Origin of the sequence: Nakamurella deserti, from assembly GCF_003260015.1 — a bacterium.
Taxonomy (GTDB): domain Bacteria; phylum Actinomycetota; class Actinomycetes; order Mycobacteriales; family Nakamurellaceae; genus Nakamurella; species Nakamurella deserti.
The window spans coordinates 487,777-512,731 of sequence record NZ_QCXS01000003.1 but is presented as its reverse complement, the minus strand read 5'-3'; the positions used below and the strand labels follow the sequence as shown (position 1 = coordinate 512,731).

The window sequence follows — 24,955 nt, the reverse complement described above, 5'->3', positions numbered from 1 at the left end:
TGGAACTGGCACTCAGCACGTTCGAGTGCCAGTCGACTCGATGAGTCCGGCCACGCGGCTCCGCCGCGGCACCGGGCGTCCGTCGCGGGCATCGGAGCCGGCTCCCATCTGCACCACCACAACTGCATGTCACCCGCCCCGGCCGTTCCGGCACGGCGGCGGACACCCAATCTGGAGGACGTACACCTCATGGCAAAGCTGATTGCCTTCAACGAGGAAGCCCGCCGCGGGCTCGAGCGGGGCATGAACACCCTCGCCGACGCGGTCAAGGTGACCCTCGGCCCGCGTGGCCGCAACGTCGTGCTGGAGAAGAAGTGGGGCGCGCCGACCATCACCAACGACGGTGTGTCGATCGCCAAGGAGATCGAGCTCGAGGACCCGTACGAGAAGATCGGGGCCGAGCTCGTCAAGGAAGTTGCCAAGAAGACCGACGACGTCGCCGGTGACGGCACCACGACCGCGACCGTCCTGGCTCAGGCGCTGGTCCGCGAAGGGCTGCGCAACGTCGCCGCCGGCGCGAACCCGCTGGGTCTGAAGCGCGGTATCGAGAAGGCCGTCGAGGCCATCTCCAACCAGCTGCTCGCCGACGCCAAGCCCGTCGAGACCAAGGAGCAGATCGCGGCCACCGCCTCGATCTCCGCCGCCGATTCCTCCATCGGCGAGCTCATCGCCGAGGCGATGGACAAGGTCGGCAAGGAAGGTGTCATCACCGTCGAGGAGAGCAACACCTTCGGCCTCGAGCTCGAGCTCACCGAGGGCATGCGCTTCGACAAGGGCTACATCTCGCTGTACTTCGCCACCGACCAGGAGCGTCAGGAGGCCGTCCTGGACGACCCCTACATCCTGCTGTTCGGCTCGAAGATCGCCAACGTCAAGGACCTGCTGCCGCTGCTGGAGAAGGTCATCCAGTCCGGCAAGCCGCTGCTGATCATCGCCGAGGACGTCGAGGGCGAGGCCCTGGCGACCCTGGTGGTCAACAAGATCCGTGGCACCTTCAAGTCCGTCGCCGTCAAGGCCCCGGGCTTCGGCGACCGCCGCAAGGCCATGCTGCAGGACATCGCGATCCTGACCGGCGGCCAGGTCATCACCGAGGACCTCGGACTGAAGCTCGAGACCGCGGAGATCGCGCTGCTCGGCTCCGCCCGCAAGGTCGTCGTGACCAAGGACGAGACCACCATCGTCGACGGCTCCGGCGACGCCGAGGCCATCGCCGGTCGGGTCAAGCAGATCCGCGCCGAGATCGAGAAGTCGGACTCCGACTACGACCGCGAGAAGCTGCAGGAGCGCCTGGCGAAGCTGGCCGGCGGCGTGGCCGTCATCAAGGCCGGTGCCGCGACCGAGGTCGAGCTCAAGGAGCGCAAGCACCGCATCGAGGACGCCGTCCGCAACGCGAAGGCCGCTGTCGAAGAGGGCATCGTCGCCGGTGGTGGTGTGGGTCTGCTGCAGGCCGCCACCAAGGCGTTCGCCACCCTGGAGCTCGTCGGTGACGAGGCCACCGGCGCGAACATCGTCAAGGTCGCCGTCGAGGCGCCGCTGAAGCAGATCGCGATCAACGCCGGTCTCGAAGGTGGTGTGGTCGCCGAGCGCGTCCGCAACCTGCCCGCGGGCGAGGGCCTGGACGCCTCCACCGGTGAGTACAAGGACCTGATCGCGGCCGGCATCATCGACCCGGCCAAGGTCACCCGCTCGGCGCTGCAGAACGCAGCCTCGATCGCGGCCCTGTTCCTCACCACCGAGGCCGTCGTCGCCGACAAGCCGGAGAAGGCCTCGGCCGCCCCGGCCGGCCCCGGCGGGGACATGGACTTCTGAGTCCAGCCCCACCTGTTCGACCGCACCACCGAAGGCCCGTTCCCGGTTCGCCGGGGCGGGCCTTCGGGCGTTCCGGGGCTCCGTAATCCGTCAGAGGGGACCGTCATGCGGCATCACCGGCCGGGCGACCACCCGCCCGAGCCCTTCACGGACAGGCTCGCCCACGCCGGCGACTGGACGTCGTCGATCGAGCTGACCTGGGCCGATGACGGCCGCTACGGTGTCGTGCGCTCCTTCGGCGGCCGGACCTTCGACCCACCGGTGCGGCTCGCCTTCGACGAGGCGCAGCTGCGCGCGCACCTCGCCCGCACCGCCGATGCCGCCCGGTCGGTCCACCCGGAGGTCACCGACCCGCTCGAGCGGGCGTTCCTGCTGTTCACCGTGCAACTCGACGCGCACCTGCGCAGCGAGGCCGGGCCAGGGTCCGAGGTCGGCCTCCGCGACGGCGTCCTGCGGGTGCGCCCGGTCCAGCGCCCCGTCAGCGGCTTCGACGACCTGCCGCCCGGCCGGAAGGACGGACCCCTCGATGGTGCTCGGGAGCGCCGTCAGTCACCGGCGGCACCGTGGGTGCCGGACGGACCGCGATCGCTCGGATCGACGCCGATCACTGCATCGCGCAGGGAGCAGTGCCAACGGCATCTCCCCGATTGCCCAGCGCCGGGTGGCTCAGCTCACGCCGCAACCATGTGCACGCAATACAGGTGATCCGCACCCGTTCGGGTTGATTTTCATCAAGGTCTGATCATCGATCGTGTCCGGCGGGCGCCGTCAACTCGCGGGCGACCAGCCCAGCGCCGGCCCGAGGTGGGTGGCGATGTCGCCGATGATCTGCCGGTAGTCGGGCTCGGAGAAGCTGAACGGCAGGGCGAAGGCGACCTCGTCGACCCGCTGGAAGCCGGCGTGGGCGTACAGCGCCTCGGCGATCTGCTCGGACGTCCCCACCAGGTCCGGCGCGAACAGCATCTTCCGCGGTCCCTGCGGCGCCAGGGTCCGGGCGAAGCGGCTCTCGGCGTAGGCGGTGTACATCCGGACCTGCTCGGGGGTGGCGGTGTCGGTCGGGATGACGACCAGCCCCTGGGAGACGCGGGCGCGCCCGGGGGCGACGTGGGCGGCCCGGTAGGCGTCGATCTGCTCGGCCTGGATGGTGGCGAAATCGGTCGACGACGACGCGGCCGTGGTCACCACCGAGCTGGTCAGGTAGTTGACGCCCTGCTGACCGGCCCACACCGCGGACTCGAGCCCTCCGCCGTACCAGACCCGCTCGGCGAGGCCCGCGGAGTGCGGTTGCACGGTCCGGGACCAGGTCTCGATGCCCTCCACGCCCTCGAAATCGCTCACCGGCTCGCCCCGGAGGTACGCCAGCAATCGCAGCACCCGGTCCTTGGTGAAGTTCTCGACGTCGTGGGTCTCGGGGTACAGCGCGGTGCGGAAGCTGTCATAACGCATCGGGGTGCCCACCGACACCCCCGGCTGCAGCCGGCCGTGCGACAGCAGGTCCACGGTGGCGAGGTCCTCGGCCAACCGGAACGGGTTCTCCAGGCCCAGCGGGATCACCGCCGTACCGAGCTGGATCCGCGAGGTCCGCTGGGACGCCGCCGCCAGCACCGCGACCGGCGACGAGACGCCGAACTGCAGGTGCCGGTTCCGCAGCCACACGCTGTCGTAACCCAGGTCCTCGGCGAGCTCGATCGTCCGCAGCAGGCTCTCGTGCCCCGGGCCGGGGTCTGCCCCGTCGAAGACGCCGATGGTCAGGAAGCCCAGGTTGCGCAGTGGTTCGCCGGGACGCGGCATCGGTCCTCCTCCAGGTGGTTCGGGCACCGCCACGGTAGTCGCGCCGGGCTGCTGCCCGGCCGCCGCCTCCGACAGGCCCCGTGCCCCGTGCCCCGTGCCCCGGGTGCCGTCCGCTGCGGTCCCCATCCGCACGTCCGTCCGGGTGGTTCCGCGTCCAGCGTGTCCGCAACGCCCGGACCGGCGATACTGGGAGGGCATCGCAGACGTCACCGACGACGGCCAAGAGGCGCCGCGCCGCACGCCGCGCCTTGACGGCCGGCCGGTACGAAGGAGTCCCCATGCCAGATGCACTTCCCCCGACGATGCTGGCCGCCGTGTGGCCGGGCGACGCTCCGGAGCTCAGGCTCGAACGCATCCCGGTGCCCGCACCACGTCGGGACGAGGTCCTGATCAAGGTGGTCTCGTGCGGCGTCTGCCACACCGATCTGCACGTCCTCAAGGGTGAGGTGCGCTTCCCCGGACCGGCGGTGCTCGGGCACGAGGTCAGCGGGACGGTCGTGGCGTTCGGCGAGGGCACCGCCGACCGCCGGGATCTCACCGAGGGGCAGGCCGTCGTCGGCGCGTTCATCATGCCCTGCACCACCTGCGACGCCTGCCGGCGCGGCCGGGACGACCTGTGCGCCAACTTCTTCAACCAGAACCGCCTGAACGGCACGCTGTACGACGGCACCACCCGCCTCGCCCGCGAGGACGGGACGCCACTGGCGATGTACTCGATGGCGGGGCTGGCCGAGTACTCCGTGGTGCCGATCGCCGCGCTGGCCGGCCTCCCGGCCGGACTGGCCGCCGAACAGGCGGCCATTCTCGGGTGCGCCGCCTTCACCGCCTACGGAGCGGTGCACCGCGCGGCGGAGCTCACGGCGGGGGAGTCGGTGGCGGTGGTGGCCGTGGGCGGTGTCGGCTCGGGGATCATCCAGGTCGCTCGGGCTGCGGGTGCCTCGCCGATCATCGCCGTCGACGTCAGTGCCGAGAAGCTCGAGGCCGCACGGGCGCTCGGTGCGCACGAGGTCGTCAACTCCAGCGAGACCGACGCGGTCGCGGCGGTCCGCGAGCTGACCGGCGGGGTCGGCGTCGATGCCGCGTTCGAGGCCCTCGGCCGGCCCCAGACCTTCACCCAGGCGTTCCGGATGCTGGCCGACGGGGGCCGGATGGTGGCCATCGGGATCGCGGCCGGCGTGGAGAGCGCCCAGATCGAGATCACGCCCCTCGTCCGCCGCGGTCAGCGGGTGATCGGCTCCTTCGGCGCCCGCACGCGGGAGGACCTCGCCCGTGTCGTACAGCTGGCCGCCGACGGCTCGTTCGACGTCGAGACCGCGGTCACCCGGCGGTACACGCTGGCGGAAGCGAACGAGGCCTACCAGGCACTGGCCCGCGGTGAGATCACCGGCCGCGCCATCGTCGCCATGCAGGACTGACCCGCGCACGGCTGCGTGCGGTGTGGACCTCCGGCACGCAGACCCACCCATCGACGATGAAGGGGCGGGGACGATGAAGGGGCGGGCGCCGGAATGCGGCACCCGCCCCTTCTCTCGTCGCGCTACCGACGCGCGCCGCTGATGGACACCTGACGCCGGTCCAGCGCGTCCACGTCGGCCAGGCTGGTGCCCTTCGTCTCCTTGTACAGGATCGTGCCGATCAACGACACGACGCCCATGATGGCGACGTAGATCGCGACCTTGGACCAGTCGGAGTTCTCGTCGGTGATCGCGGTCCCTTTCGCAGCGACGTTGCTCAGCAGTGCGACACCGATGAGAGGTGCGACCGAGCCGGAGAACACGCTGGTCAGCTGGGCACCGATGGACACCGCGGTGTAGCGGATCTTGGTCGGGAACATCTCGCTCATCAGGGCCGGCTGCACCGCGTACATCAGGCCGTGCACCAGGACTCCGACCAGCAGCCCGAGGGTGAACCACAGCGGGGATCCGCCGTTGCGGCTGCCGTCGAACAGCAGGAAGCCCACCCAGGCGTAGCCGATCATCAGCACCGCGCCCAGCATGTAGATGGGCCGCCGGCCGATCCTGTCCGCCCAGGTCGCGACGATCGGGATCCACACGCACTCCACGGCGTGGGCGATCAGCATGAACGTGAGGATGGTCAGCGGCTTGATGCCGATGCCGGTCAGATAGGTGATGGAGAACGTGACGACCGTGTAGTACAAGACGTTCTCACCGGCCCGGCAGAGCATCGAGATGATGATCTCGCGCGGGTACAGCCGGAAAACGTCGACGAAAGCGGGGCGGTGCGCGATCATCTCCTCCTCGTGCGCGCTCGCCGCCTTGAAGATCGGCGCGTCCTCGACGCTGCGCCGGATCCACCAGCCGACGAAGACGATCACCGCGGACAGCCAGAACGCGACACGCCAGCCCCAGCTGAAGAAGTCCTCCTCGGAGAGGGTGGCGTTCAGAACGAGCATCACCACGGTGGCGATCAGGTTGCCCAGCGGGACGCCCACCTGCGGGAAGCTGCCCCAGAACGCCCGGCGGTTGTTCGGTGAGTGCTCCGAGATGAGCAGTACGGCGCCGCCCCATTCACCACCGACCGCGAAGCCCTGGATGAAGCGCAGGATGACCAGCAGCAGCGGTGCGCCGAAGCCGATCGTCGCGTGGCTCGGAATGCAGCCCATGAGGAACGTCGCCACACCCACGATGAAGATGGACAGCTGCAGCAGCTTCTTGCGTCCGAACTTGTCACCGAAGTGCCCGAACACCAGGCCGCCGAGCGGCCGGGCGACGAAACCCACGGCGTAGGTGGAGAAGCCGTAGATCAGACCGGTGCGAGCCGTCTCGCCGGGGAAGAAGACCACGCTGAAGACGCCCAGCGCGACCGCCGTTCCGTAGACGAAGAACTCGTACCACTCGACCACCGTCCCGGCCATGGACGCCGCGACGACCTTCTTCAGGTTCGTCGGGCCTGCAGGCGGTGTCTCGTCCGCTGAGACCTGGCCGGGGACGGATGCCCCAGTCGCTTCACTCATCGTTGAGCTCCTTGCGATTGTCGGTGATTGAACGGGTCAAGCGGTCCGCGATCGGAGAACCAGGTCGACCAGGATGGAACAATCCCTGTCCGCCCATCCCTTCTCGATGAGCACATCCAGTCGCGCTGCGACAGCCGCGGCGAAGCTGAGGTCGGTCCCGGTCTCTTTCCCTGCCTGCAGCGCGAGACCGACGTCCTTGCGCAGCAGGGCCGTGGAGAATCCCGGGGTGAAATCACGGTTGGACGCGGCGGTCTCGACCACGCCGGCGACCGGATACCAGGTACGCAGTGCCCAGTTGTCGGCGGAGGAGGCCGCGGCGAGCTGCTGGAACGTGGCGCTGTCGAGCCCGAGTCGCTCGGCGAGAACGGCACCCTCGCAGGTGGCCTGGAGGCAGATGGCGAGGATCATGTTGTTCGCGATCTTCGCGGCCTGCCCGTTTCCGGGGCCGCCGCAGTGGACGACCCTGCCGGCGAGGACGTCGATGACGGGGCTGGCCGCGGCCAGCACGTCGGCATCTCCTCCGACCATGAAGGTCAGGTTGCCGGCGGCCGCCCCGGAGACGCCGCCGGAGACCGGCGCGTCGAGGAAGCCGTGGCCTGATTCCCGGGCGGCGGCGTGCAGGTCGCGCGCGGTCGCGATGTCGATGGTCGACGAGTCGACCACCACCGCCGTCGTGGGCGCGGAGCTCAGCACCCCGTCCCCACCCAGGAGGACGTCCCGTGCATGGGCGCCCGTCGGCAGCATGGTGAAGACAACGTCGGCGTCGGTGACCGTCCCCGCGATGGATCGCTGCACCTCGACGCCGTGACGGGCGGCGGCCGTGGACGCGGTCTCACTGACGTCGTAGCCCTTGACGACGTGTCCGGCTCGGACCAGGTTGGCCGCCATCGGCGCGCCCATGTTCCCCAGCCCGACCCAACCGATGCGGACCACGGGTCCTCCTCGTCGTCGCCGGGAACGCGGTTCCAGCGGGTCGATCGTCCGATTGCTCCGGCGCGCCCGCTGCCGGCGCCTCGGTGATGACGGCGCCTCGCAGTTCCCAGCCGCACCATTGTGTCCCTTCCAGCCCGGTAATCAACCCCACCGCGCGGAGTTGTCCGAATCGAGTCGGATCGGCCGGCCGGGCCCGCTGGTGCCGATGCCGGTTGCCGTCCGGGTGCTTAGGCTGATGCGGACGCGCCAGGTTCGCCCACCGGCGCCGCAGTCAGGGGACCGCCATGGACATCACCGGTGCTGTGCTGGAGGAGACCGGGCGCCGCCGCCCGTACGCCCGAACCCGGCCGATCAGCATGTCGACGCTCACTCTGGACCCGCCGGGGCCGGGTGAGCTCCTGGTGCGGATAGAGGCGGCCGGCGTCTGCCATTCGGATCTGTCGGTGGTCGACGGCAACCGGGTCCGGCCGGTGCCGATGCTGCTGGGCCACGAAGCCGCCGGCCGGGTCGTCGAACTCGGCACCGGCGTCGACGACCTCCGGATCGGGGACCGGGTGGTGATGACGTTCCTGCCGCGCTGCGGGGCGTGCGCGGGGTGCGCCACCGACGGGCAGATGCCCTGTGTGCGGGGCACCGCATCGAACAACGCCGGCTCCCTGCTGGGCGGCGGCCGCAGGCTGCACCGCGACGGCGAGGTCGTCCACCATCACCTGGGGGTCTCCGGGTTCGCCACCCATGCTGTCGTCGACCGGCGATCGGCGGTCCCCGTGGGCGACGACGTGCCGCCCGACGTCGCCGCGGTTCTGGGGTGTGCGGTGCTGACCGGCGGCGGCGCGGTGATCAACGCCGGCCGCCCGGAGGACGGCGAGGCCGTCATCGTCGTCGGCCTCGGCGGCGTGGGGATGGCGGCGTTGATCACGGCCGTGTCGCTGGGCCGGGGCGAGGTGATCGGAGTGGACGGCGTACCCGAGAAGCTCGACCGCGCACGGTCTCTCGGAGCGTCGGCGGCGTACACGCCGCAGGAGGTGATCGAGCGCGGCGTGGTGGCGCCGATCGTGATCGAGGCCGCCGGGAACGTGCGCGCCTTCGAGACCGCCGTCGCCGTCACCGCTCCCGGCGGCAGGACCATCACGGTGGGACTGCCCTCCCCGGACGCCAGGGCCCAGATCTCGCCACTCACGCTGGTCGCGGAGGCGCGCACCGTCATCGGCAGCTATCTCGGGTCGGCGGTGCCGGCCCGCGACATCCCCACCTACGCCCAGCTGTGGCGCGACGGGAAACTGCCCGTCGAGGCACTCATCTCGTCTCGGATCGAGCTGTCGGACATCAACACCGCGATGGACGAGCTGGCGGCCGGCAACGCCATCCGGCAGGTCATCATGTTCGACGCGGAGTCCCCGGCGCCGTAGCCGCCCGGCGACCGCCCGCGCTCGGCGTGAACCCGCCCGGGGTGGTGGCTCCAGGTGGTCCTCACGCCGAGGACGGCACGGGGTCAGCCCAGTTTGACGTTGATCTGCTTGATCTGGCTGAAGCCCTCGAGGGCTCCTTCGAGGGAGAATTCGCGGCCGATGCCGGAGGCTTTGTAGCCGCCGTAGGACTGGCCGATGACCTGGCCGCCGCCCTGGTTGATCTGGACCCAGCCGGACTGGATGCGGTGTGCGGTGTCGAGTGCGTCGGTGAGGTTGTGTGACCAGATGTAGGCGCCGAGGCCGTAGGTGGAGTCGTTGGCCATCCGGATGACCTCGTCGCGGTCGGTCCAGGGGATGGCCACGAGGACGGGTCCGAAGATCTCTTCCTGGGCGATGCGCCAGCTGTTGTCGACCGCGGCGAAGATGGTGGGGCCCTGGTAGTAGCCGTTGAGGCCTTCGCCGACGAAGTCGGCGCCGTCCAGCGGCACCTGGACGCCGGGCTGGGACTTGCCGTCGTTGATGTAATCCATGATCGATTCGTACTGCTTGGCGTTGATGATGGAGCCCATGTCGGTGGTCTCGTCGAGTGGGTCGCCGACCTTGAGCTGCTTGACCTTCTCGATGAGCGCGGCGAGGAAGACGTCGTAGACGTCGGCGTGGACGAACAGCCGGGACCCGGCGGTGCAGGACTGTCCCTGCCGGGTGAAGCGCATGGCGGTGAGCACACCGGTGGTGGTGGCGTCGATGGTGTCGGGGGTGGCGGCGTCGGGGAACACGATGTTCGGGCTCTTGCCGCCGAGCTCCAGCGACACGTGCGCCAGCCGCTTGCCGGCGACCTCACCGACGTGCCGGCCGACCTCGGTGGAGCCGGTGAAGGACACCTTGTCCACGCCCGGGTGGGTGAGCAGCGCCTCGCCGATGCTGCGTCCGGGGCCGGTGACGACGTTGATGACGCCGGGCGGCAGGTAGCGGTTGGCGATCTCGGCCATCTTCAGGATGGTGAGCGGCGCTTCCTGCGCGGTTTTGAGGATGAGGGTGTTCCCGGCGGCCAGCGACGCGGGGGTCTTCATGCCGGCGATCATCAGCGGCGAGTTCCAGGGCAGGATCCCGGCGACGACGCCGAGGGGCTCGCGGCGGGTGTACTGCAGCTGGTCGTCGCCGGCGGGCAGCACGGTGCCCTTGAACTCGCCGGCCACGCCGCCGAAGTAGCGGAACAGGCTGACCAGGGTCTGGGATTCGGGGCGGGCCTGGGTGCGCAGCGCGTTGCCGGTGTCGGCGGCGGTGAGCAGCGCCAATTCCTCCGCCTCTTCTTCCAGTGCGTCGGCGATCTTCAGCAGCGCTTTCTGCCGGTCTTTGAAGTGCAGCGCAGCCCACGCGGGGAACGCGGCGCGGGCGGCCTGCACGGCCCGGTCGGCGTCCTCGGGGCCGCCGACGGGGACCCGGGCGAGGACGGTCCCGCGGCGACCCGGGGACTGCACCTGGCTCCACTCGCCCGACAGCGCCGGCACCCACTCGCCGCCGATGAGCATCGGCCGGTCGGGGACGGTGGTACCGGTGGTCGTGGGCTCGGACGTGGTGATCGTCATGCTTCCTCCTGGATCGGGCCGTCGGCGATGACGGCGTCGAGCGGGTGGCCTACCGGTATCCCTCGAGCGCGGGACCGCCGGTGCGGGCGCGAACGCGACGGCTGCTGTCGTGGGAGCGCCGCACCCACCGGCCGGGCGGTGGTTCCGCCGGGGTACCAGCGCGTCACACCCATTCTGCTACCCACCCTCTCCGGCGCCGAGTCCCCGGGACGGGGCGGCTCAGCGTGGGGAGCGACGTAGTCCTCGATGCCGTCTGCGAGCAGCAGTCCGGTCAGTGGCCGCAACCCGGTGGGCGCCGACGGATCAGCGACCGCCAGTGACGACGACCGGGTGGCCGGCTGCTGGTCGATCACCGGCAACGCCGGATCGGAAGCCCCGAGCAGGCTCTCCACCGACGCGGGCCCGACCGTGGTGAGCGCCGTGGACACGCCGTTTCTGGTGAGATCCTCGGCGTCGCACGCCGCGACGAGCAGCCGCTGCCAGACCGCGCCCGCCGCGTACCCGGCGAAGGTCGACACCCCGGGGACGCCGCCGCCGGCAGCCACCGCCGCGGCGACGTCCTTCGCGCCGGGGTGGTCCGCGCCGACCGCCGGGGTGCTGAGGGCGACCCTCAGGTGCGCCGCCGCCGCTGCGTCGATCAGGGTGGGGTCGTACCCGTCCAGGGTGGTGACGACGGTGGTGTCGGCGGGCAGCGCGTCGGCCAGCGTCGCGGTCAACGCGGCGTCACCCAGCGCGAAGACGACGGGCAGCGTGGACAGCACGTCCACGTCGCGGCCCTGACCGGTCTGCACGACGAGCGTCAGGTCGTGCCGGGCGGCGAACCAGCGCAGGCCGTCGACGGCGTTGCGGGACGGGTCGGCGCCGTCGCTGACCACGCCGAGCCGGCCGCCGGTGGCCAGCACACCCGTCCGCAGGAGTTCGTCGGCGGCGTTGGCCGCGATCACGTCGGCGGTCGGGCCGATCACCACCGGGCTGGTGGCGAGCAGGTCGGTGGCGGTGCCCTCGACGGTCAACGCCGGGATCCGGTCGGCGCTGAGCAGCGTCGCGAGCTCCGACCTCACCTGCGTCGACGTCGTCGCCGTCACGAACCCGAGGACCGATCCGCCGAGTGCCCGGTAGGCGTCCGGCAGGTCCCGGGGCACGTCGTCGACGCCGGCGTCGGCCAGGACGACGCTGCGGTTGCAGACCCCGCCGGCGGCGTTCGCCGACTGCCGCCACAGCTCCAGGCCCTGGCGGAACCCGCGGTCGGCGGCCGGGTCGATCAGCGTCCCCAGGGTGATCTGCCGGTCGTCCACCCCCGGCCCGGTCAGCAGCCCGAGCTGCGTCACCGGGGCGTCGGTCGGGCTGGTCTGGGTGGACCCCACGGCCAGCGACCCGGCGGTGCCGGTGGCCACCACGCCGGCGCTCACCGTCACCGGCGTCGACCCCGGGGTGGGGGTGGCGTCGTCCGGGGTGGTGCAGGCGGTCAGGGCCAGCACCGCGCACACCACCCCCGCCAGCCGCCGGGCCGCCACCGGCTCAGTGCTCGTGGTCGGCGAAGCCCGGTGCGGTCCGGTCCACCCGCAGGGTGAACTTCTGGTGCTCCTTGAGGTTCTCGACACCCTCGGTGTCCAGCGGGCCGAAACGCTCGGCGCTGACGCCACTGTCGGCCTGGGAGATGAGCATGGCCACCGTCATCCCGGCGATCTCGACGGTGACGTCGGCCTGGTCGGCCAGCTTGCGCAGCGTGGTCACCAGCTCGTCGGAGTCGCCGTGGTAGAGGGTGTCGTGCAGCACGTCCTCGACGGCCTCCATCTCGGGGCCCATCCGGTCGAGGATCAGCCGGCCGATGGTGTCCTCGGTGAGGGGCAGCTTCTCCAGCGGGTCCGGCACCGTCTCCACGAGCTCGATGAGGTCACCGTGCTCGGTGAGCAGGCCCCAGTCGATCAGCCGGTCCACCAGCTCGTTGAGCGACGACACCGCGATCCGCGGGTCCCGGGCGGTCAACTCCGCCCAGTCCTGCCGCTGCGCCCGCATCTCCTCGAGGTACTGCCCGTAGGCCTCCTCGTGGTTGTCCAGCCGGTCCTCGTCGGGCAGGTCCTCCGACAGCACCGGCCAGAGCGGATCCCCGTCCAGCAGGGTCAGGCCCTCGCCGGCGACCATGTCGGCCGACACCTTGTCGAAGTCCAGCCGGGTGGTCGTCGGGCCGTCGAACGCGCCGGTGATGGCCATCAGGCCGGCCGGCAGCACGTCGAGCCAGCCGAGGTACTCCCACTCGTCGAGGACCTCCTCCCACGGCTCGAGGTCCGCCGTCTCGTCCGCCTCGTCCAGGGCGGCCGCCTCGGCCGCTTCGAGATCCATCCGGTCGGTCATGCGCTGTCTCCTTCGGTGCTGCCCGGAACGGCCGGGCCGAGCAGGTCGTCGGCGTCGACGATGTGGTAGGCGTAGCCCTGTTCGGCCAGGAAACGCTGGCGGTGCGCGGCGTACTCGGTGTCGATGGTGTCGCGCGAGACGACCGAGTAGAAGTGCGCCTGCCGGTGGTCGCTCTTGGGCCGCAGCAGCCGGCCCAGCCGCTGCGCCTCCTCCTGCCGGGAGCCGAAGGTCCCACTGACCTGCACGGCGACGGTCGCGTCGGGCAGGTCGATGGAGAAGTTGGCCACCTTGCTGACCACCAGCACCGGGATCTCCCCGGTGCGGAAGCCCTGGAACAGGCGCTCCCGTTCGGCGTTCTTCGTCGAGCCCTGGATGATCGGTGCGTCCAGTGCGGCGCCGAGCTCCTCGAGCTGGTCGAGGTAGGCGCCGATGACCAGCGTGGGTTCGCCGACGTGCTTGGCGAGGACGGCCTTCACCACCGGCAGCTTGGTGCGGGCGGTGGAGGCCAGCCGGTACTTCTCCTCCGGCTCGGCGATCGCGTACTGCAGCCGCTCGTTGTCGGTGAGCGTCACCCGGACCTCGATGCACTCCGCGGGAGCGATCCAGCCCTGGTCCTCGATGTCCTTCCACGGCGCGTCGTAGCGCTTGGGGCCGATCAGGGAGAACACGTCGCCCTCGCGGCCGTCCTCGCGGACCAGCGTCGCGGTCAGGCCGAGCCGCCGCCGGGACTGCAGGTCGGCGGTCATCCGGAAGACCGGCGCGGGCAGCAGGTGCACCTCGTCGTAGATGATCAGCCCCCAGTCGCGGGAGTCGAACAGGTCCAGATGCCGGTATTCGCCGCCGGACTTGCGGGTCATCACCTGGTACGTGGCGATGGTGACGGGGCGGATCTCCTTGCGCTCGCCGGAGTACTCGCCGATCTCCTCCTCGGTCAGTGAGGTGCGGGCGATCAGCTCGCGCTTCCACTGCCGACCGGAGACGGTGTTGGTGACCAGGATCAGCGTGGTCGCGCCGGCCTTGGCCATCGCCGCGGCCCCGACCAGCGTCTTGCCGGCGCCACAGGGCAGCACGACCACGCCCGAACCGCCGGCCCAGAAGCCCTCGACCGCCATCGCCTGATAGTCGCGCAGCGTCCAGCCGTCCTGCGCCAACGTGATGTCGTGCGCCTCGCCGTCGACGTACCCCGCCTCGTCCTCGGCGGGCCAGCCCAGCTTGAGCAGGACCTGCTTGATGTTGCCGCGCTCGGACGGGTGCACCAGGACGGTGTCGGCGTCGATGCGCTGCCCGATCATCGGGGCGATCTTCTTGTTGCGCAGGATCTCCTCGAGGACCAGCCGGTCGCGGGCGACCAGCACCAGACCCTGCCCGGGGACGCTGCGCAGCACGAGCCGGCCGTAGCGGCCCATGGTGTCCACGACGTCGACGAGCAGCGCCTGCGGCACCGGGAACCGCGACCAGCGGACGAGAGCGTCGACGACCTGCTCGGCGTCGTGCCCGGCGGCGCGCGCGTTCCACAGCGCCAACGGGGTGATGCGGTAGGTGTGGATGTGCTCGGGGGAGCGCTCCAGCTCGGCGAACGGCGCCAGCTGGGCGCGGGCCGCGGGCGCGTCGGGATGCGCGATCTCCAGCAGGACGGTCTTGTCCGACTGGACGATCAGGGGGCCGTCGGTCACGGGTGCTCTTCTCTGCAGGACGTGCTGCCCGGCGAGGGCAACCCATCCAGTGTGCCTGGCTCCGCGACCGGGCGGCCACGACGGCTGCCTAGACTGGCGGGCGCACAGGGTTTCGGCGCCGGGGGTGGGACGGCGCCACCGCCAGCGACGACGTGGGGCCCCGTGACCACCTTCCTCTCCGCCTACAAGGCACTTCCCGCCGTCGCCGGCCGGGCGCTGCTGCCGGTCGGTTTCCTGGCCCGGCTGCCGCAGCCGATGCTGCAGCTGGGCATGGTGCTGCTCGTCACCACCAGCACCGGCAGTCTCGGCTACGCCGGTCTGGCGGCCGGGGCGCTGTCGCTCGGTGCCGCGGTCGGCGGGCCCTGGGTCGGGCGCCTGGCCGACCGGCGCGGACAACGCGTGGTGATGGTGGTGGCCAGCCTGCTCAACGCCGCGTTCGCGGTGGCCTTCGTCGTCGAGGTGGCGCTGGACGCCCCCCGGTGGCTGGCGCTGGTCACCGCGGCGGCGACCGGCGCGGCCACCCCGCAGATCGGTCCCCTGATGCGGTCCCGCTGGGTGCGGCTGCTGCGCGACCGCGACCGGTTGTCCACCGCGATGAGCTGGGAGGGGGCCGCCGACGAGATCGTCTACATCCTCGGGCCGGTGGTGGTCAGCCTGTTCACCCTGATCTCGCCGTCGCTGGCGATGCTCGCCGGGGCGCTGATGGTCGCGGTGTTCGGGGTCTGGGCCGGCCTGCACCCGAGCGCCGCCGCGGCCGGACCCACCGCCACGCACACCGTGCACGCGCCCGTCTGGCGCGAACCGGCCGTGGCCTCGTTGCTGCTGGTGTCGCTGGCCATCGGGTCGTTCTTCGGCGGCATGCAGACCGCCGTCACCGCCGTGGCCACGCTGTCCGGGGCCGCCGCGTCGGCCGGGCTGCTCTACGCCGCGATGGGCGTCGGGTCGGCGCTGACCGGCCTCGGGACCTCGGCGCTGCCCGCCCGGTTCGGCCTCGGCGACCGGCTGGTCACCTTCACCCTCTGGCTGGTCGTCGCGGTGGTCCCGCTGCTGTGGATCACCGCGGTGCCGCTGGTCGCGGTGCTGCTGTTCGTCGTGGGCTGCGGCGTCGGCCCGGCGCTGATCACCGTCTACTCGCTGGCCGAGCGGCAGGTCAGCCCGGAGCGCACCGGGGTGACCATGACGTTGATCTCCGCGGGTTCGGTGATCGGCTACTCGATCGGGTCGAGTCTGGGCGGGCGGCTGGCCCAGGACGACGGCCCGGGCGCGGCGTTCACCGTCTCGCTCGCCGCGGTCGGGGTGGCGACGGTCGTCGCCGTCGCCCGCCGGTGGCGCGGGTCGGCCGTGCGCGAGGCGCGACGGGATCCCGCGCTGCGCTGAGGGCCCAGGTGCGCTGAGGACACAGGTGCGCTGGGGGCCAGGTCTGCTGAGGGCCCAGGTCTATCGCCCCGGCGGCCCCGATCCGGCAACGTCCCCGGCCATGACCGTCTCCCGTCGCCGCCGGCTCGCCGCCGCGGCCCTCGCCGCCCTGCTCCTCGCCGGATGCTCGTCGTCGCCGGCCGCCACCGGATCGACGGCCGGCTCCCCGGCCACCGGGTCGTCCGGGTCCCCGGCCACCGGGTCGTCGCCGGTCGACCCGGGCACCGCGGGCTCCACGTCCGTGACGAGCGCCGGCCCGACGGAGTCGGCGGTCACGTCATCGTCGACCACCACGCCGGACGACGGCTCCGCCCCGGCGTACGTGGCCGGTCTGCAACCCGAGATCGACAGGGTCGTGGCGGAGCTCGGCATCGTCGGCGGCGTGGTGCTGGTGCGCTCGCCGGAGCTGGGGGACTGGTCCACCGCCTTCGGCACCCGCACCTACCGGGGCGACGACCCGGTGACGTTGGACGACCACGTCCGGATCGGCAGCAACACCAAGACGATGACCGCGACCGTCATCCTGCAGCTGGTCCAGGAGGGGAAGCTGAAGCTGGACGACCCGGTCTCGACGTACCGGCCGGACGTGCCCAACGGCGAGAACATCACGATCGGCCAGCTGATGGACATGCGCAGCGGCCTGGGCAACTACACGACCGACCTCGCGCTCAACGAGGAGCAGGACGCCAATCCGTCGCGCGTGTGGATGCCCGAGGAGCTGCTCGCGATGGGACTGGCGATGCCGCCGGAGTTCGCCCCGGGACAGGGCTGGTTCTACTCCAACACCAACTACGTGCTGCTCGGTGTCATCATCGAGCAGCTCACCGGCCACAAGGTCGAGGACGAGTTCGCGTCCCGCATCTTCCAGCCGCTCGGACTCCAGGGCAGTTCGATGCCCGCGTTGGCCGACGCGGGCATCCCCGAGCCGCATCCGCAGGGATACACCTACGGCACCAACGTGGGGACCATCGACAGCAACGAGCTGTCGCCGGAGATCCAGGCCGCGGCGGCGGACGGGTCGCTGGCGCCGTTCGACGTCACCGGGCTGAACCCGTCGTGGGGGTGGACCGCGGGCGGCGCCATCTCCACCGCCGGTGACCTCGCCGTCTACGTCAAGGCGATGGTCGGCGGCGGGCTGCTGAGCCCCGAGGTGCAGCAGGAACGGATGGACAGTGTCATCCCCACCACGGACAACCCGGACGGCCAGAAGTACGGCTACGGTCTCGGCCTGTTCCCGGGCGGCTTCTACGGACACAGCGGCGAGCTGCCGGGCTTCAACTCGTTCATGGGCTACGACCCCGCGACCGCCACGACCGTCGTCACCTGGGCCACCAACGCGCCGGCGCCGAACGGGAAGCCGCCGGCGGTGTCGCTCGCCCAGGTGACGATCGGAGCGCTGGCGGGCTAGTTCTCCCGGTAGGGCACGACCCCGGTGATCCGGTGCAGGACGAACGTGCGCAACTGGTTGGACAGCCGGTCGAAGGCGGCGACCGTGCCGCCGGACAGGGCCAGCGGCTCCACCAGCCGGCGGGTCGGTGAGCCCTCGGCGTTGACGTACTCGATCCACACCGGGGTGCGCAGGCCGGCCGCCTCACGCAGCGCGGTCACCGCCTCGGTGGGGGTCTGCGAGCCGTTCGGTTCGGCCGGCTCCGCGGTGCGCATCCGCTGCACGACCACGGCGAGCTGGTCGCGGGTGGGCGTGGCCGGCTCCCGCCACCGTTGGTGCACGGTCAATCCCGGCTTCACCCGCCGCGGCGCGGCCTGCAGGGTCACCACGGCACCGAACTCGTCCTCGGCGACCGGCGCCATCCCGGCCCTGCGGAGCTCGGTCAGCAGCTCGTCGGTCTCGGTCGCGGTGATCGCGATCGTCGGGGCCAACCGGCGCAGGTGGATGCCGGCGGCGGTGGCGAAGGCGATCGCCTGGTCGATGATCACCGGGTCGTCGCAGCGCAGGTAGGACGACGCCATCCCGGCCCGCAGCACCCCGTGCCGGCGGGCCAGGTCGTCGATCAGGTAGGTCAGCGCCTGGGGGATCGGGGTGGCCGAGGCGTCGGCGAACAACCGGTGCAGCTCGGCCGCCGAGCGCCCGCGGTCCAGCGCGCGCCGGACGCTCGCGGGAGTCACCCGGTACACCGTCGCCGAGCCGGCCGACTCGATCTCGGCGACGACGGCCAGCTCCTCGGCGAGCTCGGGCACCAGCCGGCCGGGGGCGACCACGGTCAGGTCGGCCTGCACGAGGACGGTCCGCACCGGCTCCGGCAGCGACGCGGCCAGCAGCTCGGCCACGTCCTCGGCGCCGGCCAGCAGCGCCCGGCCCGCGGTGGTGATCGCGTCGAAGGCCACCACCCCCAGCAGGGTCGCCTCCCGCAGCACCGAGGTGATCACCCGGTCGCGGCGGTCGGCGCCGCGCAGCGGACTGCGGACGGCGAGCACCGCGCCGATGTCGGCGGCCGTCCACGCCGCGCCGGCGGGCAGCTCGGCCAGCACCCCCAGCACCCAGCGGCGGTCGGCGGGTCCGCGCAGCCAGCTCAGCTCCGACGCCAGCACGTTGAACGGCTTGCCGTTGGCGTCGGGCTGACCGGCCCGGGCCGGGTCGCGCCGCAGGTCCAGCCAGTGCTGGGCGACGAACGCCCACGCCGCCTCGTCCGACAGCGCCAGCCAGCTGTCGGCCGCCATCGTGGGCGTCCAGAACGCCGCCTGCCGGCCCACCCCGTCGGTGGCGGTGACCAGATTGCCGGCCACCAGCAGCTCGGCGAGCACGCTCAGCGTCGGCTCGTCGATCTCCAGTTCCCGTGACAGGCGACGGGTCTCGCGGACCCCGAGCCCGCCGGACTTCAGCGCCGGGGTCGAGGTGGCGGTCAGGGCGTCGACGAGGCGGCGCAGCTGCCGCAACACCTGCAACGCCTGCCCGGCGCCGGTCGCGTCGACGGTTTTCGTGCCCGGCTTGCGGGTCGCCGGCAACGCCGGTTCCGGATGCAGCTCGCCCAGCGGCCGGTCGCCGCGCAGTGCCAGCCCGACCTCGCGGGGCAGCTCGACCAGGGTCGCGTCCTTGCGGGTCAGCAGCCCCTGGGCGACGAGCCCCTTGATCGTCGGCGCCAGCGGACCGGACGGCGCCACCGCGCCGACCGGCGGTCCGGCGGCCAGCTTCTCGAGCACCCCGCGGCCGCGGTCGGAGACCTCGGCGAGCAGCGCGGCGACCGTCGCCGCGTCCAGCCCGGATTCGGCGCCGAGGCCGCCGGGGTGCGGGCCCAGCGCCTCGGTGACCGGATACGGGATGTGCAGGGCGCCGTCACCGGTGTCGGCCCGGACCAGCGCCAGCCCGCCGAGGTGGGTCAGGGTCGCGCCCAGCCGGGCGGGCGTCACCTGCTCCCCGAGGAACGCGGCGAGGTCGTCGACACCGACACCGCGGGCGTCGGCGTGCAGCAGGACCAGGGCGGTCAGCACCTCGACACCGAACTGGTTCACCGTCTCCAGCGCGCGCCAGACCGACGGCGCGGTGTTGACCCGGCGGGCGAGGGTCTCGAAGTCGCCGGGGGCCGGGACCGAGAGGTCCGGGCGGGCTGCGAGCAGCGCGACGATCGCGTCGTCGTCCAGGAGTCGCAGCCAATCCAGCGTGTTGGCCATCCCGTCGACTTTAGTGGTGCCGTGGGAGACAATGGGCTCGCGACCGGGGGCGGCGCTGCGCCGTGCGCCCGGGCGGTGCACACGACGGCGACAACGGAGGAGTGACGTGGCGAAGAAGAGCGGCATGGGCGTGGACCCGACCTGGCCCCACGGCGAGGACGGCGACCACCCGGTGACCGAGCTGAACTCCGACCGCCAGGGCGCCTTGTCGCCCTTCGGTGACACGGAGTTCCCGCTGCCCAGCTCCGCGGTGCCCTACAAGCACCCGAAGACGGTCATCAACACCAGCCCGATCGGCACCTGACGCCCGTCGCCGGCCTCGTCCTCGCGGCGGGGGTGGGCCGCCGCTACGGCGGCCCGAAGGCGCTGGCCCGCACCGGCGGCGTCCCGTGGGTCGTGCGGGCGGTGGACGTGCTCCGTGACGCCGCGGCCGACCCGGTGCTGGTGGTGGTCGGGGCCGCGGCGGACGAGGTCCGGGCCCTGTTGCCGGCCGGGACCACCGCGGTCGACAACCCCGACTGGCGGTCCGGGATGGGCTCCAGCCTGCGCGCCGGTCTGACCGCCGCGGCTGCGCTCCCCGTCGACGCCGCGGTGGTGCTGCTGGTGGATCTGCCCGGCGTCACCGCCGCCATGGTGCGGACGCTGACCGCCGGCGCCGCGCGGGACACCCTGCGACAGGCGGAGTTCGACGGCCGACCGGGACATCCGGTGCTCATCGGCCGGGACCACTGGGCCGCCGCGGCCGCCGCGGCGCACGGGGATGTCGGCGCCCGGGCGTACCTGCGCACGCACGGAGCCGCCCGGGTCCCGCTGGGCTCGGCGGCCGACGGGGCCGACGTCGACGTGGCCGCGCCGCCCGACGATCGCGCTTCCGGAGGCGGGCCGCACTAGCCTTGATCCGACCGTCGTCGGGCAATCGAGGAGCAGTGCAACTATGGCCGTACCAGGCCCCGGATACTCCATCACGATGCGGATCGCGGCCCCGCCGTCGGCGTCGGCCGCCGGCGACCTGACCGGCGAGGTCGGCCGCGCGGGTGGCGTCATCACCGCCTTCGACGTGGTCGAGTCCACCGCCGGCCTGATGGTCGTCGACCTCTCGTGCAACGCGCTGTCGGCCGAGCACGCCGACGAGATCACCGCTGCGGTCAATGCTCTCGACGGTGTCGAGGTGCGCAAGGTCTCCGACCGGACGTTCCTGGTGCACCTGGGCGGCAAGATCGAGGTGACCTCCAAGGTCCCGCTGCGCAACCGCGACGACCTCTCCCGCGCCTACACCCCGGGGGTCGCCCGGGTGTGCCTGGCGATCGCGGCGAACCCGGCCGACGCCCGCCGGCTCACCATCAAGCGCAACACCGTCGCCGTCGTCACCGACGGCACCGCGGTGCTGGGACTGGGCAACATCGGCCCGGCCGCGGCGCTGCCGGTGATGGAGGGCAAGGCCGCGCTGTTCAAGCGGTTCGCCAACGTCGACGCCTGGCCGGTGTGTCTGGACACCACCGACGTCGACGAGATCGTCCGGACCGTCGAGCTGATCGCCCCCGTCTACGGTGGCATCAACCTCGAGGACATCGCCGCCCCACGGTGTTTCGAGATCGAGGCGCGGCTACGGGCCAAGCTCGACATCCCGGTGTTCCACGACGACCAGCACGGCACCGCGATCTGCGTGGTCGCGGCGTTGCGCAACGCGCTGCGGGTGGTCGACAAGGACATCGCCGACTGCAAGATCGTCATCTCCGGCGTGGGTGCGGCGGGCAACGCCATCATCCGGTTGATCCTGCTGCAGGCTCCGAAGGACATCGTCGCCGTCGACATCAACGGCATCGTGTACCGCGGTCGCCAGGGCATGGACCCGAACCTGGCCGACGTCGCCGAGAAGACCAACGCGCACAACCAGCAGGGCACCCTCAAGGAGGCCATCGCCGGGGCGGACGTGTTCATCGGGGTGAGCGCACCCAACCTGCTCGTCGGCGCCGACATCGCGACCATGAACGACAAGGCGGTCGTGTTCGCGCTGGCCAACCCGGACCCGGAGATCGACCCGTTGGAGGCGCAGAAGCACGCCGCCGTGGTCGCCACCGGCCGGTCGGACTTCCCCAACCAGATCAACAACGTGCTGGCCTTTCCCGGGGTGTTCCGCGGGTTGCTCGACGCCGGCGTGCACCGCATCACCGACGAGATGCTGCTGGCCGCCGCGACCGCCATCGCCGACGTCGTGCTCCCGGAGCAGCTCAACGCCTCCTTCATCGTGCCCAGCGTGTTCGACGCGAGCGTGTCGCCGGCGGTGGCGCAGGCCATCGGCGCGGCGGCCGCGCAGGCCCGGATCAGCGTCGCGCCCGAGGCGGTCGGGGCGGGGGTGTCGTGACCGAACCCGCCCTGACCCACCTGGACCGCGCCGGCGCGGCCCGGATGGTCGACGTCACCGACAAGGTGCCGTCGGCCCGGCGGGCGGTGGCGTCCGGGCGGGTGCGCACCACGCCGGAGGTGGCCGCGCTGCTGGTCACCGACGGGCTGCCCAAGGGCGACGCCCTGGCGGTGGCCCGGATCGCCGGCCTGATGGGGGCCAAGCGCACCGCCGACCTCGTCCCGCTGTGCCACCCGATCGCGCTGTCCGGGGTGACCGTCGACCTGGCCGTCGAGGACGCGTCGGTGCTCATCACCGCGACGGTGAGGACGGCCGACCGGACGGGGGTGGAGATGGAGGCGCTCACCGCGGTCGCCGTGGCCGGCCTCGCCCTGCACGACATGATCAAGGCCGTCGACCCGGCCGCGACCCTCACCGACGTGCGGGTCGAGCGCAAGGAGGGCGGCAAGACCGGCCTCTGGACCCGACCGGAGGAACGCCCGTGAACCGGACCGCCGCGGTGCTGATCGCGTCCACCCGGGCCGCCACCGGCGTCTACGCCGACACCACCGGCCCGGTCATCCGCGACTGGCTCGCCGCCCGCGGGTTCACCGTCGGCGACCCGGTCGTGGCCGTGGACGGCGACCCGTTCGCCGCGGCCCTCGCCGCCGAGCTCACCCTGCGGCCGGAGCTGATCATCACCTCCGGTGGCACCGGGATCTCGCCGACCGACCGGACGGCGACCATCACCGCCGCCGCGCTGGACTACGAGATCCCCGGCATCGCCGAGGAGATCCGCCGGCGCGGGGTGGCGAAGGTGCCGACCGCCATCCTGTCCCGTGGCCTCGCCGGGGTGGCCGGTCGGACGCTGATCGTCAACCTGCCCGGTTCCACCGGCGGCGTGAAGGACGGCCTCGCCGTGCTCGCCGACATCGTCGACCACGCGCTGGACCAGCTGGCCGGCGGCGACCACCCGCGGGGCGGTGACCTCTGATGGGCGAGGTCCGGCTCACCGGCATCACCGAGGCGCCGCTGGACGTGGCCGCGCACACCGCCGCGGTCGCCGACCCGGCCGCGGGCGCGGTGGTCTCGTTCACCGGCACCGTCCGCGACCACGACCACGGCGCCGGGGTCAGCGCGCTGCACTACCAGGCGCACCCGACCGCCGCCCGGATCGTCGCCGAGGTGGCCGCCGAACTCGCGGACCGGGACGGGGTGATCGCGGTCGCGGTCACCCACCGGATCGGTGCCCTGGCGATCGGCGACGTCGCCATCGTGGCCGCGGTGTCCAGCGCCCACCGGCAGCTCGCCTTCGCCACCTGCAGCGATCTGGTCGACGAGGTCAAGGCGCGGCTCCCGGTGTGGAAGCACCAGCTGTTCGCCGACGGCACCGACGAGTGGGTCAACAGCGCCTGACCCGACCGGGCGGGTCAGCTCCGGCTGAAGCGGTAGACCCGGTCCAGCGGGCCCGACCACTCGAGGGTGCCGGTGAAACCGGCGGCGGCCAGCGTCGCGTCGTCGGTGGCGGTGTCGACCGGGTCGTAGTCGACCCGGCGGATCACCCAGACCGTGTCCTCGGCGGCCAGCTCGGCGGCCGACGCGGCCAGCGTCCGGGAGAAGCCGGTGAGGTTGCCGGCGGCGGTCGGGGTCTCGGCGAGCGTCAGGTCGTCCAGGTCCGCGAAGGCCGCCGGGTAGGCGACGGCGATACCGCGGGTCGTCTGGCCGACGACGTCACCGGTGACCGGGTAGCGCGGGCTGAAGTAGACGCCGTCGCCGGCGGCCGCGTGGGTCTGCACGTACTCGGCGACCGAGACCCAGTCGCTGCTGCTCTTGGCCCACAACGTCCGCTGCGACGCGTACACCGGAACGGCGAGGACGACCAGCAGTACCGCCGCGACGACCTTCGCGGCCCGCGACCGCAGCGCGAGCAGCCCGAGCCCGATGGTCAGCGCGACGGCGGGGGAGGCGAAGGACAGATAGCGCGCGCTGTACATCGGGCTCACGGCGAGCGAGTAGAGCCCGATGACCGCGGTCGGCACCACGAACCACGGCAGCAGCCAGCCCAGCGCCTCCCGGGGCGCGGCATCGGGCCGGGGCCGGAACGCCGAGACCACGGCCACGACGACGAGCGCCCAGGCGACGAGGGCGAACCCGACGCCGGCGTACTTCCACAGGCTGGCCGGGTCGGTGAGGGACACGACCGTGGTGTCCACCCCGCCGGTGGTCGTCGGGGTGCCGCCGAGGAACCACTGGTTGACGCCGACGTTCTGCACCAGTTGCGACAACCGGAACTCGTCGCCGCCCAGCTGCCCGGTCTGGCCGACCGCCTCGAGCACGATCGGGGAGGCGAGCAGCGTGCCGGCGACCCCGGCGACCAGCCAGGGCCAGCACTGCCGCCACTCCCGGCCGCGGGTCAGCAGCAGGGCGACCCCGTGCGCGACCAGCAGCAGGGCGCCGTAGATGTTCACCGCGATGCCCGCGCCGGCCAGCAGTGCGTAGACCACCCACCATCCCGGCGACCGGCGGTCCAGGGCGGCGAGCAGCGCGACCGTGGCCCAGACCGCGAGGGCGGTGGCCAGTGCGTACGGCCGCGCCTCGATGCCCAGCCAGGTGACCCGGGGCAGGATCGCGAACACCACGCCACCGGCGACGGCGAGCCGGGCGCCACCCCAGCGGAAGCCGAGCACGGCCACCCCGGCCGCGGCGACGCCCATCGCCAGCGCACTGGGCAACCGCAGCGCGAACGGGGAGATGCCGAAGGCCGACGTCCAGACGTGCATCACCGCGTAGTAGGCGGCGTGTACGACGTCGATGGTGCCGGTCATCCGCCACAGCTCGGACAGGCTGCGGCCGGAGCCGGAGATGGTGGCCGCCTCGTCGGTCCAGAACGACACGTACCAGGAGTCGACCAGCCCGAGCAGCGTCGTCAGGACCCCGACGCCCACCGCGATCGCCGCGCGCCGCGGGGCGGGTCGACGCACCGCGGGATCGGCGGTGGCGGTTCTGTTCACGGGGTGGTCTCCGTCGTCGGGGGTGCGGGTCCGACC

General features: G+C 72.2%; 21 protein-coding genes. 12 read left to right on the top strand and 9 right to left on the bottom strand.

Translation table 11 applies throughout. The features are described from left to right. The first annotated feature begins 189 nt into the window (after positions 1–189). Both groL and DB033_RS15565 read left to right on the top strand, forming a co-directional pair. Positions 190–1,809, top strand: a complete 1,620-nt coding sequence (gene groL / locus DB033_RS15570) for a chaperonin GroEL (protein WP_111767833.1) — start codon at positions 190–192, stop codon at positions 1,807–1,809. A 225-nt stretch (positions 1,810–2,034) separates the two neighbouring features. Beyond that, positions 2,035–2,514, top strand: a complete 480-nt coding sequence (locus tag DB033_RS15565; protein ID WP_157970727.1) for a hypothetical protein — start codon at positions 2,035–2,037, stop codon at positions 2,512–2,514. A gap of 63 nt (positions 2,515–2,577) precedes the next feature. Here the strand turns inward: DB033_RS15565 and DB033_RS15560 are convergent, their stop codons facing one another. Beyond that, positions 2,578–3,600, bottom strand: coding sequence for an LLM class flavin-dependent oxidoreductase (locus tag DB033_RS15560; RefSeq protein ID WP_111767831.1), 1,023 nt, complete (start codon positions 3,598–3,600; stop codon positions 2,578–2,580). Positions 3,601–3,878: 278 nt separating this feature from the next. Here DB033_RS15560 and DB033_RS15555 point away from each other — a divergent pair, with 278 nt between their 5' ends. Then, the gene (locus DB033_RS15555; RefSeq protein WP_205843936.1) at positions 3,879–5,015 is read left to right on the top strand and encodes a zinc-binding dehydrogenase; all 1,137 of its coding nucleotides are present in this window, start codon (positions 3,879–3,881) and stop codon (positions 5,013–5,015) included. 122 nt (positions 5,016–5,137) lie between these two features. On the opposite strand, the gene DB033_RS15550 is transcribed toward DB033_RS15555, so the two are convergent. Further along, the gene (locus DB033_RS15550; protein ID WP_111767829.1) at positions 5,138–6,574 is read right to left on the bottom strand and encodes an MFS transporter; all 1,437 of its coding nucleotides are present in this window, start codon (positions 6,572–6,574) and stop codon (positions 5,138–5,140) included. Between the two features lie 36 nt (positions 6,575–6,610). Continuing rightward, complete coding sequence (gene mmsB, locus DB033_RS15545) at positions 6,611–7,507, bottom strand: 3-hydroxyisobutyrate dehydrogenase (protein WP_111767828.1); 897 nt, start codon at positions 7,505–7,507, stop codon at positions 6,611–6,613. 284 nt (positions 7,508–7,791) lie between these two features. Here mmsB and DB033_RS15540 point away from each other — a divergent pair, with 284 nt between their 5' ends. Further along, complete coding sequence (locus tag DB033_RS15540) at positions 7,792–8,916, top strand: alcohol dehydrogenase catalytic domain-containing protein (protein ID WP_111767827.1); 1,125 nt, start codon at positions 7,792–7,794, stop codon at positions 8,914–8,916. Positions 8,917–8,999: 83 nt separating this feature from the next. Here the strand turns inward: DB033_RS15540 and DB033_RS15535 are convergent, their stop codons facing one another. From DB033_RS15535 to DB033_RS15520, 4 genes are read right to left on the bottom strand one after another with little or no spacing between them, the layout of a single operon-like run. Further along, positions 9,000–10,502, bottom strand: coding sequence for an aldehyde dehydrogenase family protein (locus DB033_RS15535; protein WP_205843935.1), 1,503 nt, complete (start codon positions 10,500–10,502; stop codon positions 9,000–9,002). Then, positions 10,499–12,016, bottom strand: a complete 1,518-nt coding sequence (locus DB033_RS15530; RefSeq protein WP_111767826.1) for a hypothetical protein — start codon at positions 12,014–12,016, stop codon at positions 10,499–10,501. The genes DB033_RS15535 and DB033_RS15530 overlap by 4 nt, the downstream gene beginning before the upstream one ends. A gap of 4 nt (positions 12,017–12,020) precedes the next feature. Beyond that, positions 12,021–12,854, bottom strand: a complete 834-nt coding sequence (locus DB033_RS15525) for a DUF6042 family protein (RefSeq protein ID WP_111767825.1) — start codon at positions 12,852–12,854, stop codon at positions 12,021–12,023. Continuing rightward, positions 12,851–14,527: a DNA repair helicase XPB gene (locus DB033_RS15520; RefSeq protein WP_111767824.1), complete on the bottom strand. Its 1,677-nt coding sequence runs from the start codon at positions 14,525–14,527 to the stop codon at positions 12,851–12,853. Before DB033_RS15520 ends, DB033_RS15525 begins: the two co-directional genes overlap by 4 nt. Positions 14,528–14,689: 162 nt before the next feature. Here DB033_RS15520 and DB033_RS15515 point away from each other — a divergent pair, with 162 nt between their 5' ends. Next, positions 14,690–15,904, top strand: coding sequence for an MFS transporter (locus DB033_RS15515; protein ID WP_157970726.1), 1,215 nt, complete (start codon positions 14,690–14,692; stop codon positions 15,902–15,904). A 100-nt stretch (positions 15,905–16,004) separates the two neighbouring features. Beyond that, the gene (locus DB033_RS15510) at positions 16,005–17,351 is read left to right on the top strand and encodes a serine hydrolase domain-containing protein (RefSeq protein ID WP_111767823.1); all 1,347 of its coding nucleotides are present in this window, start codon (positions 16,005–16,007) and stop codon (positions 17,349–17,351) included. Here the strand turns inward: DB033_RS15510 and DB033_RS15505 are convergent. Continuing rightward, on the bottom strand, positions 17,348–19,567 hold the full coding sequence (locus DB033_RS15505) for a helicase C-terminal domain-containing protein (protein ID WP_111767822.1): 2,220 nt from the start codon (positions 19,565–19,567) through the stop codon (positions 17,348–17,350). The genes DB033_RS15510 and DB033_RS15505 overlap by 4 nt on opposite strands. A gap of 124 nt (positions 19,568–19,691) precedes the next feature. Between DB033_RS15505 and DB033_RS15500 the strand changes: the two genes are divergently transcribed. Genes DB033_RS15500 through DB033_RS15475 form a run of 6 tightly spaced genes read left to right on the top strand, consistent with a single transcriptional unit; the run spans position 19,692 to position 23,324 of the window. Continuing rightward, positions 19,692–19,871: a hypothetical protein gene (locus DB033_RS15500; protein ID WP_111768356.1), complete on the top strand. Its 180-nt coding sequence runs from the start codon at positions 19,692–19,694 to the stop codon at positions 19,869–19,871. Further along, entirely contained in the window at positions 19,868–20,458 is a 591-nt protein-coding gene (locus tag DB033_RS15495; protein WP_111767821.1) for a nucleotidyltransferase family protein, read from the top strand. Before DB033_RS15500 ends, DB033_RS15495 begins: the two co-directional genes overlap by 4 nt. A gap of 43 nt (positions 20,459–20,501) precedes the next feature. Further along, complete coding sequence (locus tag DB033_RS15490) at positions 20,502–21,929, top strand: NAD-dependent malic enzyme (RefSeq protein WP_111767820.1); 1,428 nt, start codon at positions 20,502–20,504, stop codon at positions 21,927–21,929. Next, positions 21,926–22,414, top strand: coding sequence for a cyclic pyranopterin monophosphate synthase MoaC (moaC, locus tag DB033_RS15485; protein WP_111767819.1), 489 nt, complete (start codon positions 21,926–21,928; stop codon positions 22,412–22,414). The genes DB033_RS15490 and moaC overlap by 4 nt, the downstream gene beginning before the upstream one ends. Next, a complete protein-coding gene (locus tag DB033_RS15480) occupies positions 22,411–22,902 on the top strand; it encodes a MogA/MoaB family molybdenum cofactor biosynthesis protein (RefSeq protein ID WP_111767818.1) in 492 nt (163 codons plus the stop codon). Before moaC ends, DB033_RS15480 begins: the two co-directional genes overlap by 4 nt. After that, complete coding sequence (locus tag DB033_RS15475; RefSeq protein ID WP_111767817.1) at positions 22,902–23,324, top strand: molybdenum cofactor biosynthesis protein MoaE; 423 nt, start codon at positions 22,902–22,904, stop codon at positions 23,322–23,324. Before DB033_RS15480 ends, DB033_RS15475 begins: the two co-directional genes overlap by 1 nt. A gap of 14 nt (positions 23,325–23,338) precedes the next feature. Here DB033_RS15475 and DB033_RS15470 read toward each other — a convergent pair whose 3' ends face one another. Then, positions 23,339–24,919: a glycosyltransferase family 39 protein gene (locus tag DB033_RS15470; RefSeq protein ID WP_111767816.1), complete on the bottom strand. Its 1,581-nt coding sequence runs from the start codon at positions 24,917–24,919 to the stop codon at positions 23,339–23,341. Between the last annotated feature and the right edge of the window lie 36 nt (positions 24,920–24,955).